The sequence below is a fragment of the Streptomyces sp. CRN 30 genome, from assembly GCF_034105845.1.
In genome coordinates, this window is sequence record NZ_JAVRHI010000030.1 from 1 (window position 1) to 15,560 (window position 15,560).

Genomic DNA, 15,560 nt, shown 5'->3' on the forward strand with positions numbered 1-15,560 from the left:
CGGCGGCGGCCCCGGCGGCCCGCGTCCGAACCCCGGCATGATGCCGCAGCGTCCCGCTGCGGGCCCGCGTCCCGGCGGCGGTGGCCCCGGTGGCCGCGGTCCCGGTGGAGGCGGTCGTCCCGGTGGCGGCGGCGGCGGTCGCCCGGGTGGCGGCGGCTTCGCCGGCCGTCCCGGTGGCGGCGGTGGCGGTTTCGCCGGTCGTCCGGGTGGTCCCGGTGGCGGTGGCGGCGGTTTCGCCGGTCGTCCGGGTGGTCCCGGTGGCGGCGGTGGCCGTCCCGGCTTCGGCGGACGTCCGGGTGGTCCCGGCGGCCGTGGTGGCACGCAGGGCGCCTTCGGCCGTCCCGGCGGTCCCGCGCGTCGTGGCCGCAAGTCGAAGCGGCAGAGGCGCCAGGAGTACGAGGCCATGCAGGCCCCGTCGGTCGGCGGCGTGATGCTGCCCCGCGGCAACGGACAGAGCGTCCGCCTGTCGCGCGGTGCGTCCCTCACCGACTTCGCGGAGAAGATCAACGCCAACCCGGCGTCGCTCGTCGCCGTGATGATGAACCTCGGCGAGATGGTCACTGCCACGCAGTCCGTCTCCGACGAGACCCTCCAGCTGCTCGCCGGCGAGATGAACTACGTCATCGAGATCGTCAGCCCGGAGGAGGAGGACCGCGAGCTGCTCGAGTCCTTCGACATCGAGTTCGGCGAGGACGAGGGCGGCGAGGAGTTCCTGCTGCCGCGTCCGCCGGTCGTGACCGTCATGGGTCACGTCGATCACGGTAAGACGCGCCTGCTCGACACCATCCGCAAGACGAACGTCGTCGCGGGCGAGGCCGGTGGCATCACCCAGCACATCGGTGCCTACCAGGTCACGACCGAGGTCAACGACGAAGAGCGCAAGATCACCTTCATCGACACCCCGGGTCACGAGGCGTTCACCGCCATGCGTGCCCGTGGTGCGAAGTCGACCGACATCGCGATCCTGGTCGTCGCGGCCAACGACGGCGTCATGCCGCAGACGGTCGAGGCGCTCAACCACGCCAAGGCGGCCGACGTCCCGATCGTCGTCGCGGTCAACAAGATCGACGTCGAGGGTGCCGACCCGACCAAGGTGCGCGGTCAGCTGACCGAGTACGGCCTGGTGGCCGAGGAGTACGGCGGCGACACCATGTTCGTCGACATCTCCGCCAAGCAGGGGCTCAACATCGAGCAGCTGCTGGAGGCCGTGGTCCTCACCGCGGACGCCTCGCTCGACCTGCGGGCCAACCCGGAGCAGGACGCGCAGGGCATCGCGATCGAGTCCCACCTGGACCGTGGCCGCGGCGCCGTCGCGACCGTCCTGGTCCAGCGCGGCACCCTGCGGGTCGGCGACACGATGGTCGTCGGCGACGCCTACGGCCGGGTCCGCGCGATGCTCGACGACAAGGGCGAGAACGTGGAGGAGGCGGGTCCCTCGACCCCGGTCCTCGTCCTCGGTCTCACCAACGTCCCGGGCGCCGGCGACAACTTCCTCGTCGTCGACGAGGACCGCACGGCCCGCCAGATCGCCGAGAAGCGCGCGGCGCGCGAGCGCAACGCCAACTTCGCCCGGCGCGGGGTCCGGTTCTCCCTGGAGAACCTGGACGAGGCGCTCAAGGCCGGTCTGGTGCAGGAACTCAACCTCATCATCAAGGGCGACGCGTCCGGTTCGGTGGAGGCCCTCGAGTCCTCGCTGCTCCAGCTCGACGTCGGCGACGAGGTCGACATCCGCGTCCTGCACCGCGGTGTGGGTGCGGTCACCGAGTCCGACATCAACCTGGCGACCGGCTCCGACGCCATCGTCATCGGCTTCAACGTCCGCGCAGCGGGCCGCGCGGCGCAGATGGCGGAGCGCGAGGGCGTCGACGTCCGGTACTACTCGGTGATCTACCAGGCCATCGAGGAGATCGAGGCGGCCCTCAAGGGCATGCTCAAGCCGGAGTACGAAGAGGTCGAGCTCGGCACGGCGGAGATCCGCGAGGTCTTCCGCTCGTCCAAGCTGGGCAACATCGCGGGTGTGCTCATCCGCTCCGGCGAGGTCAGGCGCAACACCAAGGCGCGCCTGCTGCGCGATGGCAAGGTCATCGCGGAGAACCTCAGCATCTCCGGTCTGCGTCGCTTCAAGGACGACGTCACCGAGATCCGCGAAGGCTTCGAGGGCGGTATCAACCTCGGGAACTTCAACGACATCAAGATCGACGACGTCATCGCGACGTACGAGATGCGCGAGAAGCCGCGGTCGTGACACCTGCGGTGAGCTGAACCGGGCTGGGGCTGTCCGGCGGGGAGGTATCCCTGCCGGACAGCCCCGGTCGGGCTTTACGGGCCCGTCCGGGGCGGAGGAAACTCCGTCGAGCGTGCCGCCCGTTCGTTGTACGGTTTCGATGTCCCTGCCCATACGGATGGCGGGGCGTCGATCCCGGACCGGCGGGTCATCCGGACACACATGTACGTGGGGACCCTGTCCTTCGACCTCCTGCTCGGCGACATCCGGTCGCTGAAGGAGAAACGCTCAGTCGTCCGCCCGATCGTGGCCGAGCTCCAGCGAAAGTTCGCGGTCAGCGCGGCGGAGGTCGATCATATGGACCTGTACCGCCGGGCCGGCATCGGCCTGGCGGTCGTCTCCGCCGACGCGGGGCACCTGACCGACGTGCTCGACCGGTGCGAGCGGCTGGTCGCGGGGCGTCCGGAGGTGGAACTGCTCTCGGTGCGGCGCCGCTTCCACGGCGACGACGACTGAACGACCGTGAACCAGGAACACAGAACAACAGCAGGAAGAACGAGGAGACGGACCAGTGGCCGACAACGCGCGGGCTAAGAGGCTGGCAGACCTCATCCGAGAGGTGGTGGCCCAGAAGCTGCAGCGCGGGATCAAGGACCCGCGGCTCGGCTCCCACGTCACCATCACCGACACCCGGGTCACGGGCGACCTCCGGGAGGCGACCGTCTTCTACACGGTGTACGGGGACGACGAGGAGCGCGCGTCCGCCGCCGCGGGCCTGGAGAGCGCCAAGGGCATCCTCCGGTCCGAGGTCGGCCGGGCGGCAGGTGTGAAGTTCACGCCCACGCTCACCTTCGTCGCGGACGCCCTCCCGGACAACGCCCGGACCATCGAGGACCTCCTCGACCGGGCGCGCGCCTCCGACGAGGCGGTGCGCGACGCGGCCTCCGGCGCCAGTTACGCCGGGGACGCGGACCCGTACAAGAAGCCGGGTGACGACGAGGACGACACCACCGCATGACCCAGAAGACCACCACGCCCGACGGCCTCGTCATCGTCGACAAGCCGTCGGGCTTCACTTCGCACGACGTCGTGGCCAAGATGCGCGGGATCGCCAGGACCCGCCGTGTCGGCCACGCCGGAACCCTCGACCCCATGGCGACCGGCGTGCTCGTCCTCGGCGTCGAGCGGGCGACCAAGCTCCTCGGCCACCTAGCGCTGACCGAGAAGGAGTACCTCGGCACGATCCGGCTCGGCCAGACCACGGTCACCGACGACGCCGAGGGCGAGATCACCGCGTCCACGGACGCCTCCGCGGTGACCCGGGAGGCCGTCGACGCCGGTATCGCCGAGCTGACCGGCGCCATCATGCAGGTGCCGTCCAAGGTCAGCGCCATCAAGATCAACGGGGTGCGCTCGTACAAGCGCGCACGGGAGGGCGAGGAGTTCGAGATCCCGGCCAGGCCGGTGACCGTCTCCTCCTTCGCCGTGTACGACGTCCGCGAGGCCGTGGCCGAGGACGGCACCCCGGTGCTGGACCTCGTCGTGTCGGTCGTCTGCTCCTCCGGCACCTACATCCGGGCCCTCGCCCGCGACCTGGGCGCCCGCCTCGGCGTGGGCGGACACCTCACCGCCCTGCGCCGCACGCGCGTCGGGCCGTACCGGCTGGACGCGGCGAAGACGCTGGACCAGCTCCAGGAGACCCTCACCGTCATGCCCGTCGCGGAGGCGGCCGCCTCCGCGTTCCCGCGCTGGGACGTGGACGTGAAGCGTGCCCGCCTGCTGCTGAACGGTGTACGGCTGGAGATGCCCGAGACGTACGCCGGGTCCGGCCCCGTGGCGGTCTTCGACCCGGAGGGCCGCTTGCTGGCCCTGGTCGAGGAGCAGAAGGGCAGGGCCCGGAGCGTCGCCGTGTTCGGCTGACGGGACGGCGCGGGGCGCCGTGTCAGGGCGGAGCGGCGGAGTGCCCGTGGAGCGGCGATCACGGGGATCGCCGGATACGCCGCTCCACGGTCCCCCCTCGGTTCCCCCTCCAGAGGTGTATCCAGCAGCACCCCTCCATCCACCCCGACGGGCAGGCGCTCGGAGTGAACCGAGGGCGTGGGAGGGGGCGCGTTCACCACATGAGCTGTTCAGCCGATCATCACCTCGCCCGCTGCGGTCCCACCGTGTGCGTGCCGCCCGTCACAGGTCACCATGCCGGTGCGGTTCGGGAGGACGCGGCATGGCAGTCTTAGACCTGCGCACGAGCATCCGCAGGTGTCATCACGGGCACGGGATCCGAACGTTCGACAAGGAGCAGTGACAGTGCAGCGCTGGCGTGGCTTGGAGGACATCCCCCAGGACTGGGGGCGCAGCGTCGTCACCATCGGCTCCTACGACGGAGTGCACCGCGGGCACCAGCTGATCATCAAGCACGCCGTGGACCGCGCCCGCGAGCTGGGCGTCCCGTCCGTCGTGGTCACCTTCGACCCGCACCCCAGCGAGGTCGTGCGCCCCGGCAGCCACCCCCCGCTGCTCGCCCCGCACCACCGCCGCGCCGAACTGATGGCCGAGCTGGGCGTGGACGCGGTGCTCGTCCTCCCCTTCACGACGGAGTTCTCGAAGCTCTCGCCCGCCGAGTTCGTGGCCAAGGTCCTGGTCGACAAGTTGCACGCCCGGGCCGTCGTCGAGGGCCCCAACTTCCGCTTCGGCCACCGGGCGGCGGGGAACGTGACGTTCCTGGCCGAGCAGGGCGGGACGTACGACTTCGAGGTGGAGGTCGTCGACCTCTACGTGTCCGGTGAGGCGGGCGGCGGCGAGCCCTTCTCCTCGACGCTGACCCGGCGGCTGGTGGCCGAGGGGGACGTCGAGGGCGCCGGTGAGATCCTCGGCCGTCCGCACCGCGTCGAGGGCGTCGTCGTACGGGGCGCGCAGCGCGGCCGCGAACTGGGCTTCCCCACGGCGAACGTGGAGACGCTGCCGCACACGGCCGTGCCCGCCGACGGTGTCTACGCCGGGTGGCTGCACGCGGGCGGCGAGGCCATGCCCGCCGCCATCTCCGTCGGCACTAACCCGCAGTTCGACGGCGTCGACCGGACCGTGGAGGCGTACGCCATCGACCGGGTCGGGCTCGACCTGTACGGCCTGCACGTCGCCGTCGACTTCCTCGCCTTCGTGCGCGGACAGCAGAAGTTCGACACGCTGGAAGCACTGCTGGAGGCGATGGCGGCGGACGTGAAGCGCTGCCGCGAACTGATCGAGGCCGCCTCCGAAGGCGTCGCCTGATTCCGCTTCCGACCGGCTCGAGCGCGACTTCGACCGGTTCGCTCGGAACCTCCATGATGACGGGCCCAGTTGTAGACTCTCCCGCGTTCATGAGGTCGGTGGAACGGAGAGGACCCGGTGGCGACCGAGCAGGAGAAGGAAGCGCTGTACGCCATGGACATCAGCGGCGCCGAGTGGGTCGGCTCCCCTGACGGTCCCCAGGACGAGCGGGTGGAGATCGCCTATCTGGAGGGCGGTGCCGTCGCGATGCGCAACTCCGCGGACCCCGGCACGGTGCTCCGCTACACCGCGGCGGAGTGGCGGGCGTTCGTCCTCGGCGCGCGCGACGGGGAGTTCGACCTGCAGTAGAGCGCATGTGTGCACGTGAACGCGGGAGGGCCGGCACCGTCGTGGTGCCGGCCCACCCGCCTCGTACCGGTCGTTCCGCTACTGCTGCATCCAGCCGGGCGGTACGGCACCCGGCTGCGGCGGGGTCTGCGTCGGACCCTGGTTCTGCGCCGGGTCCGGCTGGGCCGCCTGCTGCGGGGGCTGCTGCCAGCCCTGACCGGGTGCGGGCGGTTGCTGCGGGGGCTGCTGCCACGCCTGCCCCGGCTGGGGGGCGCCGCCGGGCTGCGCGTAGGGCTGCTGGCCGTACGGCTGCTGGGGCGGCGCCGGCTGCTGCTGGGGGTGTGCGTACCCCTGCTGTCCGGGCTGCTGCGGGTACTGCATGTTCGGGTTGCCGAAGCCCTGCTGCGTACGGGCGATGTCCTCGGCGACGAGGGCGGCCAGGTCGAAGTAGGCCTCGCGGGTCTTGGGCCGCATCATGTCGAGGTCGACCTCGGCGCCCGCCGCGAGGTGCTCGTCGAAGGGCACCACGAGGACGCCGCGGCAGCGGGTCTCGAAGTGCGCGACGATGTCCTCCACCTTGATCATCTTGCCCGTCTCGCGGACACCGGAGATCACGGTGATCGACCGCTGCACGAGATCGGCGAACCCGTTCGCCGACAGCCAGTCGAGTGTGGTCGAGGCGCTGCTCGCACCGTCCACCGAAGGGGTGGAGATGATGATCAGCTGGTCGGCGAGGTCGAGGACCCCGCGCATCGCGCTGTAGAGGAGGCCGGTGCCCGAGTCCGTGAGGATGATCGGGTACTGCTTGCCCAGCACGTCGAGCGCGCTGCGGTAGTCCTGGTCGTTGAAGGTGGTGGAGACCGCCGGGTCCACGTCGTTGGCGATGATCTCCAGCCCCGACGGCGCCTGCGAGGTGAAGCGGCGGATGTCCATGTAGCTGTTCAGCTGCGGGATCGCCTGGACCAGGTCGCGGATCGTGGCGCCCGTCTCGCGCCGCACCCGTCGGCCGAGGGTGCCGGCGTCCGGGTTGGCGTCGATCGCCAGGATCTTGTCCTGGCGCTCCGTGGCGAGCGTGGCGCCGAGCGACATGGTCGTCGTGGTCTTGCCGACGCCGCCCTTGAGGCTGATCACCGCGATCCGGTAGCAGGACATGACGGGAGTACGGATCAGCCCGAGCTTCCGCTGCCGCTCCGCCTCCTCCTTCTTCGCGCCGAACTTGAAACGGGACGGGCCCTGGTTGTTCTTGCGCGCCTTCGGCTGACTGCGCAGCAGCCGGTCGGAGGAGAGCTCCACGGCGGCGTTGTAGCCGAGGGGAGTACCGGCCGGGCCCTGCTGCTGGGCCGCACCGGGACCTGCCTGCGCACCGGGCGGCGGCGTCCAGCCGCCCTGGTTGCCGTAGGCGGCGGGCGGGACGGCGGGCTGCTGCTGCGGCGCCTGCTGCGGCGGCATGGGCTGCGCCGGAGGCTGTTGAGGTGCGGGCTGCTGCGGCTGGGCGGGCTGCGGGTAGCCGTAACCGTCCTGCTGGGGCGGATAGCCGTAACCGGGCTGCGGCTGCGCGGGAGGCTGGGGCAGCGGCTGGGCGGGCTGCTGCGGGTGGCCGTAACCGCCGGGCTGCGACTGCCCTGCCGGGGGCTGCTCGGCCGGGGGCTGGCCGCCCTGCGGCGCCTGCGGCGGGTAGCCGTACAGGGGGGCCGGGACCTGACCGGCCTGCGGCGGGGCGGGCTGGGGCGCCGCCTGACGCGGGTCCACCGGCGCGGGCGGGGTGCCCTGCGGGGGGTAACCGGGCAGCGGCTGGGGCGGTCCGAACGACCCCTGCACGGGGGCCTGGTGCAGGGGCTGACCGGGCAGCGGCTGCGCGGGCGGCTGGGGGTAGCCATAGCCGGCGGCGGCCTGTGCGGCGGCCGCCGCTGCCTGCTGGTCCGGCTGCCCTGCCTGCTGCGGCACCCCCTGAACGGGCTGCGCGGGCTGTACGGGCACGTACCCCTGGGGCAGCGGGGGCAGCGCCGGGTCGTACTGGGGTGCCGTCGGCGTCTGTGCGGGGGGCAGGGGTGCCTGCGGCTGCTGGACCTGCGGCTGCTGCTGGACCTGCGCCGTGGGCGGGGCTTCGGGAGCGGCGGGAGCGGGGACGGCGGCGGGCGCCGGTCCGGTCTCCGGTTCCGCTTCCGCCGGTGCGGGTTCCGACGGCGGCGCGGCATCCCTCGACTTGGGTTCCGTCGACGTGGGTTCCGTCGACGTGGGTTCCGAGTGCGCGGGAGCGGGGGAGTCGGCGGCGTCGGACCGTACATCCGGTACGTCCGTGGTCCCGTCGCTGCCCGCACCGGCCGTGTCGCCCGTGTCGGCCGTACCACCCGTGCCGGCCGTACCGCCCGTGCCGTACTGGTGCGCGCCCGAGGTGTCCTGAGGGGTCTGTGGTGCCGGAACCTGTGGTGGTGTCGGAATCTGCGGCGCGGCGCCGACGGGGGGTCCGGTGGGCGGCCCGACGGGCGGTCCGGAGGGCGGCGGTGGCGGAGTCCGCTCGGCGTCCTGCTGGGCGTCCTGCTGGGCCTCGGCGGTGGCGGCGTCCTGTGTCGGGCCTTGGGCGTACCAGGCTGGAGGTGTGTAGACGATCTCGAACTCGCCGGTGAGATCCACCTCCTGATCGTCCCCGTCCGAGGAAGGGCTGCCGCCGTTGTACTCGGACCGATCCCTGTTCACTGCTTGCCTCCTGGTCAGCCACTGCTGCTGAGATGGTCGTCGTCGCGGCCGGGCGGATCGAGTGGCGAGTCCCACGCGACTGCGATCGTCACCGCATCACCAGAAGCCTAATCACTCGTATGGCGGGACGGAAAAGCCCCCATGAGTGGCCGGTTCGCATCGAACCCCGGAGAACGCGACGTGTCAGTCACTACGGAACCACGCCGAGCAGGCACCTCATCGCATCGGTGTCGCATCGGTGGCGCATCGGTGTCGCAACGGTGGTATGTCGGCCGGCGGGTACGGCCCGGCAGGTCGGTGGGTCGGGCGGACTCACGGTGACGTCACCCGCCCGCGCTACCCGCGTACGGCCCCGCGCCGCGTACCGACACGGGGGTAGGCCGACGGCCGGCGACACCAGCCTGATCGATCGGCGACCCCAGCCTGACCGATGACCGATGACCGATGACCGATGACCGATGACCGATGACCGGCAGGGCGGCAGGGAACCCCCGCGTCCCGGAGCACGCAGGGGCAGGCACCCGCACCGGACCCGCTGCCTTCCGCCGCCGTGCAGTGCGGCGGGACTCAGTCCATCCGGCGCGGGGCCCCGAGGAGGCCGGTCTCCGCGTCGGTGGGCTGGGTCATCACGTACTGCTGGTGCTTCTGCGTGGCCCACAGGGCCACGTTGTCGGAGAGGGACGGCAGGGCGGTGATGTTCTCCTGCCCCAGCCGCATCACCTTGCCCACCACTTCGGCCTCCTGCGGGGAGATCCGCTGGATCCCGACGATGTCGGCGTTGGCCAGCAGCCGCGGCGCGGTGGGGCCGAGGTAGGGGAGCAGGGTCAGTACCGACTGCCAGGGTGCCGAGGTGATGCGGCTGCGCGGCGGACGGGTGCCCAGGTCGCGGATGATGAGCACCGGGCTGGCCGGGGACGGGCCCTGCTGGGCCAGCCGCCGCACCTGGTGCACCGTCACGCACGGCTGGCCGCCGCCGGCCGCCTGGGCCATCGGCGACCAGAGTTGGGGACGCGCCGTCTCCACGGCCACGCGGGCACCGATCGCCGCGGCGCGCAACGCGATGACCTGGGCCATCCAGGCGCCGCCCACCAGCACGATGTCCAACCGGGTGGGCCGGCTCAGTCCCAGCACCGCGGGCTGGTTGGCGGGGTCGACGCCGAGGATCAGACCGTCGTCGCCGACCGGCAGGGTCAGCTGCGAGAGCGCGCCCGCGTCCACGAGGTGACGTTCGCGCCGCGGGCCGAGCAGACCGAAGGCCGCCCGCAGGCGCCGGTGCGGTCCGTTCCGCGACGGTTCGGGCTCGCGGGGCAGGTGGCCGGGGCGCTGGCCGGGGAAGCCCGGTGCCGGTGCCGGTGCCGAGGTTCCGAAGCCGGGACGGCCGGCAGCGGGGGCGGTGGGGGCGGACATCAGCGAGTACCTCCCAGCGGCAGGGTGGCCAGGACCCCGGGCAACTGCTCACGGTCGAGCCGTACCAGACCGGTCTTGAGTGCGGACGCCGCCCGCCGCACGTGCTGGTCGGCCTCGGCCAGTTCGTTCTCACCGCGGCTGGTGAGACGCACGTGCCCGGACAGGGCCACGACCTTGTTCCGCCGCCTGCTGAGGGTGAGCGAGAAGGTGCTCGCGAGCACGGGGGAGGAGGTCAGTGAATTGACCAGCTGGGGAAGGGCCGACGCGCCCCCGCCGAGCTGCGGCCACCGGGAGACCCAGTACGTGGTGTGCCAGCGGTCGTCGCAGCGCCAGGCCCGGGAGGTCTCGGCGGTACGGCGGGCGGATCGGCTGCCGTCGAGCGCGGCACCGCCGGTGGTGGCCAGCGGGTTGACGCAGCTGGAGGTGGCGACGGCGGCGACGATCTCCGTCTCGCTCAGCACCTTGGCCTCCAGACCGACCCCCGTGAGGCGGCTGGCCAGCTGGTCGGCGGCGCGCAGCAGCGCCCGCCGGGCCCCCTGCATACCGCCGCCGCGGGCCTCCACGGCCTCCGGGCACAGCTCGGGATCGAACTTCAGCGCGATCCAGGTGAGCCGCATGCCCGGCGTCAGGCTCTGGGCCTGCAGCGGCGCGTAGGAGCGGACGGCCATGGCCTGCGGAGGCAGGTGCGGGGCCGGAGCGGGCTGGGTGTGCTGGACGACCTGGACGGAGGCGAGCCGGATGTCGTCCACCTCGAGCACGCCCTGGAGCAGGTCGAGGGGGATGTCCCGGGTGCCGCCGGCGGGGCGCAGGGGAATGTCCGCCGCCTGCACCTGCACCAGCGCGGTGAGGAAGGTGCCGTCACCGACCATGCCGATCTCGCGCTGCTGGCGGTCGTGGAAGGCGTACGTGCGCAGCGCCGGGTCGCACTCGACGGCCGGCGCGAAACCGGGGTCCGTGCCGGGCGGCACGGGCTCGGAGTTGCGCCGGCGGCGGTCCCGCAGGGCGCGGCCGGTGGTGAACCACTCGGGCAGCGGGCGGCCGCGCCGGCGCAGCAGCCCGGCCAGGACCAGCGGTACGGCGAGCACGATGCCGACGGTCAGACCGATGGGACCCAGCAGCCAGCCGATCAGCACCACCGCGGCGGCCAGCTCCAGGCCGACCAGTTGCTGGACGCGGATCGGACCGATGCTGCCGGGGCGCCTGGCCGGCGACGGCGCGGCGGGGCGCTCGCGCTCGGGGGCCGCGGAGGACTCTTCCCGTCGGTCGCGGTCCGGCTCCCGGCCCTCCTGCGCGTCCCCCTGCGTGCGACGGCTGCCGTTTCGGCGCCGGGACCTGGTCGCAGTGCTCATCCCCCGCTACAACCCCTTTGCTCTGTTGCTCTTGTCCGGCCGCTGGTCGAGCTGGCGGCCCATCACGCTACCCCGTACCGTACGGTGCGATCGTCACACGGCATAGTAGGGGCCCCTGCAGGCGCAAACGCCCCAGAAGCACCGGGCCGCCTGGGGTGATCCGCGCACACGGCAGCACAGCGAAAAACGGGGAGTTGACCCATCGATGGCGACACGACGGGATGAGCTGAACGCCTACTCGTTCGCACGCAGGCGCACGGTGGCGGCGTTCCTGGCGCCGTCCCCGCACGGCTCGGAGGAGGCCGCGCCCCGCCCCTTCAAGACGGTCCTGCCGAGCCTCGGCCTGGCGGTCCTGGTGGTCGTCGGATTCGGGGCGTGGGGGATGCTCAGCCCGACGGCGCCGAAGGGCTGGGACAAGGAGGGCGCGAACATCCTCGTCGGCAGCGATTCGACGACGCGCTACGTACTGGTGAAGACCAAGGGCGAGGAGAAGCCCAGCCTGCACCCGGTCCTCAACCTGGCGTCCGCCAAGCTCCTGCTGAGCGGCGACAGCCCGAAGGTCATGAAGATCAAGGAGTCGGTGCTCGACGAGAGCAAGTACTCGATGGGTGCGACCGTCGGCATCCCCTTCGCACCGGACCGGCTCCCCTCCTCCAAGGACGCGGAGACGGCCAAGGTCTGGGCCCTGTGCGAGACCCCGGGCCAGGGCCAGGACAGGCAGCCCGTCAGCGCCTCGTACGTGCTCGACCAGGACGACTACGACACCTTGCTGCACAAGGGCAAGAAGGAGCTGAACCAGACCCAGGCCCTGTACGTCGAGGGACCGGCCGAGTCCGGCGGCGCCGGACCGCGCTACATGGTCACCTCGGACGGCCGGGCCTACCTCATGGGTGGCGCGGACTGGAAGCTCACCGAGGAGAACCTGAAGACGCTGGAGCGCGCCATCTTCGGGGACGGCGCGACGCCGCAGAAGGTCAGCGCGGAGTTCATCAAGACGCTGAACGTGATCGGCGAGGTCGACTTCCCCAAGTTGGGGGAGAGGACGGGGAAGCCGTCGACCGTGGTCGGCCTGAACCCCGACCTCGCCAAGGTGGGACTCATCCTCGAGGCGCCCTCGGGCAACGGCACGCAGAAGTACGTCGTACTCGAGGACAAGGTCCAGCCGGTCTCCGACTTCACGGCGCAACTGTGGCTGCGCAGCACCTGGGTGGGCGGTCTGTACGGGGGCGCGAACCCCGAACCGGTGAAGGTCGGCTTCAACGACATCCAGCCGGCGGACGGCGAGTGGCAGTCGGAGAACAACTGGCCCAAGGAGACGGTGTCCCAGGCCAACACGCACTGGCAGACCGGCGGCAACAAGGTCTCGTGCAGCATCTGGCACGGCAAGGACGACCAGTACACCGGCCTGCCGCAGATGACCGTCTGGACCTCGCAGGAGTACCCGAAGGACGTCGCCCAGAGCGGCTCCAGCACCTACGTGTCACCCGGCAGCGGCCTGCTGTTCAAGCGGCTGACGGGTACGGACGCCGGTGGCGGCAACGTCTTCCTGGTGACCGACACCGGACTGCGCTACTCGGTCCCGGCACGGAACGACAGCCAGGTGACCGGCGGCGAGGACGCGGAGGGCGAGCAGACCAACACCGCGCAGGTCAGGCTCGGCTACGACAAGATCCGCCCGGTCTCGGTGCCGGCGGCCTGGGCGGACCTGCTCGCGGCGGGCCCGGAGCTCAGCAGCGGCAACGCGCAGCAGGCGCAGGGGTCGTAGCGCCGCGTAAGGGCCGCGCAAGGGCTGCGTGGGTCCGATCCAGCCACTCGTCGTCGTCTCGTCGTCTCGTCGCCTCGTTCTCTCGTTCTTTCGTTGAGAAATCAACGAACCAGGATGTGGATGAACTGGAATGCGGGCGAACTGAGATGTGGATGAAGTGAGTTGGGCTCATCGCGATCGAGCTACGGAACGTTTTGGGCGTTCACCCTGTCAGTGGTTGCTATTAGAGTGGCACCAGATCTGACTGGATACGGTTGCTGCCGCTCGTCATCGGCGTCCCGTACCCGGATCTGACCAGAACTACTACGTCTCATGGGGGACACGACATGGCTGGACAGCAGTTCACCATGACCGAGGAGGAGATGGTCGCGTTCAGCGGTCGCATCTCCTCGGTCAACTCCTCGATTCAGTCCGAGATCCGTCGCCTGCAGACCGTGATCGACACGATCACGGGCGGCTGGAAGGGCTCGGCGGCCACCGCGTACAACAACCTGCAGAACCAGGTCAACCAGGATGCCAACAAGATCAACCAGATCTTGAACGACATCAAGGAAGCGGTCGACCAGAGCACCAAGAGCTACGCGGCCTCGGAAGAGGAGCAGCGTGCGTCCATCCAGAGCATCGCGGCTCAGTCCCCGTTCGGATGATCGGCCCCGTGCGCCACGCCGCACGGCCGTGACCGACCACCGACACAACTGAGGAGACACAACATGTCCGGGCAGATTCTCGTCAACTTCCAGACGATCTCCCAGGCCTCCCAGGACGTCCGCTCGACGGCGAACAACATCCGCCGTCAGCTGGACGAGCTGGAGGCCGGCGTCAAGAAGATCGCCACCACCTGGGAAGGCTCCGCGCAGGACGCCTACCGCGCCAAGCAGACCGAGTGGGACCAGCGCGCGGCTTCCATGCAGCAGACCCTGGAGGCCATCGCCAAGGCCCTCGACAGCGCCGCGCAGAACTACCAGGCCACCGAGAGCAAGAACGCCGCCATCTGGGGCGGCTGAGGTGATCGCCTGATGGGGGCGGGTGCGCGACGGCGCGCTCGCCCCCATCGGCGGTTGCCGGGTCGTTCGGACGGGGCCGCCCGCGGATGCCGCGGCCGGTCGCCCGTACGGCCCGTACAGGCACACAACGGGAGGACGTAAGACAGTGGGACCCGGGGGATCGCGCGCCGTACGCCGGAGCGCCGCGAGCACGGCCGCGCTGGCGGTCGTCGCCTGCGGGCTGCCTTTCGCGGGCGCCGCGCCGGCCGCCGCCGCGGAGCACGTACGGACCACCTTGGCCGACGACGACGTGCGCTTCCAGATCGACGACACCAGTTGCTCGTTCCCGTCGGACCCCATCAAGGGAACACCCTGGTCCCTGCAGCGCATCGTCCTCGACCAGCTGTGGCAGGACACCAAGGGCAAGGGCGTCAAGGTCGCCGTCATCGACACCGGCGTCGACGCGGTCAACCCGCAGCTCAGGTCCGCCGTGGTCAACGGCAGGGACTACTTGTCGAAGAGCGGCAACGGCAAGACCGACGAGGTCGGCCACGGCACGAAGGTGGCGGGCATCATCGCCGCCCGGAAGTCGGACGAGAGCGGCTTCATAGGCATCGCCCCGGAAGCCACGATCATCCCGATCCGCCAGAACGACGACCAGGGCAGCGGCAACGTCGACACGATGATCAAAGCCATCAAGGCCGCGGCCGACGCCGACGCTAAGGTCATCAACGTCTCGCAGGACACCGCCTCGCAGATGAGCCCGGCGGTCCACGCGGGCTTCCTGGACGCCATCGAGTACGCCCAGGGCAAGGATGCCCTGATCGTCGCCGCGGCCGGCAACAACGGCGCGGACGGCAAGATCAAGGAAACGTACCCGGCGGCCTACGAGGGCGTCCTCGCGGTGGCGGCCTCCGACCGCAACAACGCCCGGGCCCCCTTCTCCCAGTCCGGCCGGTTCGTGGGCGTCGCGGCACCCGGCATCGACATGGTCTCGACGGTCCCCGCGGGCGGCCACTGCGTCGACCAGGGCACGAGCTTCGCGGCCCCGTACGTCTCGGGCGTCGCGGCCCTGATCCGCGCCAAGCACCCGGACTGGACCTACAAGCAGGTCATCACCCAGATCGAACAGACCGCGACCCGCACGAAGTCGGACCGCGACGACTTCGTCGGCTGGGGCGTCGTCGACCCGGCCGCCGCCCTCAACGAGGACGCGGCGGAACCCTCCGACGAAGGCCCGACACCCGACCCGGTCGGCGCGGTGGGGAACTCCGCCGACGTCCAGGCCGCCACCCTGGTTCTGGGCGAATCCCGCCAGGAGCGCATGGAACGGTACGCGCTGTACGTACTGGCTGCGGGGGGCGCCGCGGTGCTCCTGCTGTTCGGGGGCGGACGGGTGCTGAGCGACTGGCGGCGCAAGCAGGGCATTGGCAACAAAACGCAGTCAACGGGGAGCTGAACATGGCTGAGCAGTACAGGGTCGATCTGAGTGAGATCGAGGGCACGATCACGAGGCTGAATGGTGTCCTGAAGGACATGGGGACGTC

At 71.1% G+C, this 15,560-nt stretch carries 13 protein-coding genes; 10 read left to right on the top strand and 3 right to left on the bottom strand.

The window, feature by feature from the left end; all coding sequences use genetic code 11:
* From infB to UW392_RS03305, 6 genes are all read left to right on the top strand, one after another.
* On the top strand, window positions 1–2,245 hold a 2,245-nt coding region (infB, locus tag UW392_RS03280), incomplete at its 5' end, for a translation initiation factor IF-2 (protein ID WP_320773312.1).
* A 201-nt stretch (window positions 2,246–2,446) separates the two neighbouring features.
* Complete coding sequence (locus UW392_RS03285; protein ID WP_320773313.1) at window positions 2,447–2,740, top strand: DUF503 domain-containing protein; 294 nt, start codon at window positions 2,447–2,449, stop codon at window positions 2,738–2,740.
* A 55-nt stretch (window positions 2,741–2,795) separates the two neighbouring features.
* Window positions 2,796–3,242, top strand: a complete 447-nt coding sequence (gene rbfA, locus UW392_RS03290) for a 30S ribosome-binding factor RbfA (RefSeq protein WP_320773314.1) — start codon at window positions 2,796–2,798, stop codon at window positions 3,240–3,242.
* Window positions 3,239–4,144, top strand: coding sequence for a tRNA pseudouridine(55) synthase TruB (gene truB, locus UW392_RS03295; protein WP_320773315.1), 906 nt, complete (start codon window positions 3,239–3,241; stop codon window positions 4,142–4,144). The genes rbfA and truB overlap by 4 nt, the downstream gene beginning before the upstream one ends.
* Before the next feature lie 384 nt (window positions 4,145–4,528).
* Window positions 4,529–5,488, top strand: a complete 960-nt coding sequence (locus tag UW392_RS03300; protein ID WP_320773324.1) for a bifunctional riboflavin kinase/FAD synthetase — start codon at window positions 4,529–4,531, stop codon at window positions 5,486–5,488.
* Between the two features lie 117 nt (window positions 5,489–5,605).
* Window positions 5,606–5,836, top strand: coding sequence for a DUF397 domain-containing protein (locus tag UW392_RS03305; protein WP_320773316.1), 231 nt, complete (start codon window positions 5,606–5,608; stop codon window positions 5,834–5,836).
* Window positions 5,837–5,914: 78 nt separating this feature from the next.
* Here UW392_RS03305 and UW392_RS03310 read toward each other — a convergent pair whose 3' ends face one another.
* From UW392_RS03310 to eccE, 3 genes are all read right to left on the bottom strand, one after another.
* Window positions 5,915–8,509 carry an SCO5717 family growth-regulating ATPase gene (locus tag UW392_RS03310; RefSeq protein ID WP_320773317.1) on the bottom strand — a complete coding sequence of 865 codons (2,595 nt, stop codon included), beginning with the start codon at window positions 8,507–8,509 and terminating at the stop codon, window positions 5,915–5,917.
* Between the two features lie 567 nt (window positions 8,510–9,076).
* Window positions 9,077–9,916, bottom strand: a complete 840-nt coding sequence (locus tag UW392_RS03315) for a hypothetical protein (RefSeq protein WP_320773318.1) — start codon at window positions 9,914–9,916, stop codon at window positions 9,077–9,079.
* The gene (eccE, locus tag UW392_RS03320; RefSeq protein WP_320773319.1) at window positions 9,916–11,265 is read right to left on the bottom strand and encodes a type VII secretion protein EccE; all 1,350 of its coding nucleotides are present in this window, start codon (window positions 11,263–11,265) and stop codon (window positions 9,916–9,918) included. The genes UW392_RS03315 and eccE overlap by 1 nt, the downstream gene beginning before the upstream one ends.
* Before the next feature lie 205 nt (window positions 11,266–11,470).
* On the opposite strand from eccE, the gene eccB reads away from it, so the two are divergent.
* The 4 genes from eccB to mycP all read left to right on the top strand — a co-directional run bounded on the left by eccB (window position 11,471) and on the right by mycP (window position 15,472).
* The gene (gene eccB, locus UW392_RS03325; RefSeq protein ID WP_320773320.1) at window positions 11,471–13,030 is read left to right on the top strand and encodes a type VII secretion protein EccB; all 1,560 of its coding nucleotides are present in this window, start codon (window positions 11,471–11,473) and stop codon (window positions 13,028–13,030) included.
* Window positions 13,031–13,356: 326 nt separating this feature from the next.
* Window positions 13,357–13,677 (top strand): WXG100 family type VII secretion target, encoded by a 321-nt coding sequence (locus tag UW392_RS03330; RefSeq protein WP_320773321.1) that lies wholly within the window; start codon window positions 13,357–13,359, stop codon window positions 13,675–13,677.
* Between the two features lie 63 nt (window positions 13,678–13,740).
* A complete protein-coding gene (locus UW392_RS03335; protein ID WP_320773322.1) occupies window positions 13,741–14,034 on the top strand; it encodes a WXG100 family type VII secretion target in 294 nt (97 codons plus the stop codon).
* Between the two features lie 145 nt (window positions 14,035–14,179).
* The gene (gene mycP, locus UW392_RS03340; RefSeq protein WP_320773323.1) at window positions 14,180–15,472 is read left to right on the top strand and encodes a type VII secretion-associated serine protease mycosin; all 1,293 of its coding nucleotides are present in this window, start codon (window positions 14,180–14,182) and stop codon (window positions 15,470–15,472) included.
* Window positions 15,473–15,560: the final 88 nt, after the last annotated feature.

Bases quoted from the DNA above. Each gene is read 5' to 3' on its own strand.
- truB (WP_320773315.1), top strand. From the start codon at position 3,239: ATGACCCAGAAGACCACCACGCCCGACGGCCTCGTCATCGTCGACAAG.
- UW392_RS03315 (WP_320773318.1), bottom strand. From the start codon at position 9,916: ATGTCCGCCCCCACCGCCCCCGCTGCCGGCCGTCCCGGCTTCGGAACC.
- eccE (WP_320773319.1), bottom strand. From the start codon at position 11,265: ATGAGCACTGCGACCAGGTCCCGGCGCCGAAACGGCAGCCGTCGCACG.
- UW392_RS03335 (WP_320773322.1), top strand. From the start codon at position 13,741: ATGTCCGGGCAGATTCTCGTCAACTTCCAGACGATCTCCCAGGCCTCC.
- UW392_RS03330 (WP_320773321.1), top strand. From the start codon at position 13,357: ATGGCTGGACAGCAGTTCACCATGACCGAGGAGGAGATGGTCGCGTTC.
- UW392_RS03285 (WP_320773313.1), top strand. From the start codon at position 2,447: ATGTACGTGGGGACCCTGTCCTTCGACCTCCTGCTCGGCGACATCCGG.
- eccB (WP_320773320.1), top strand. From the start codon at position 11,471: ATGGCGACACGACGGGATGAGCTGAACGCCTACTCGTTCGCACGCAGG.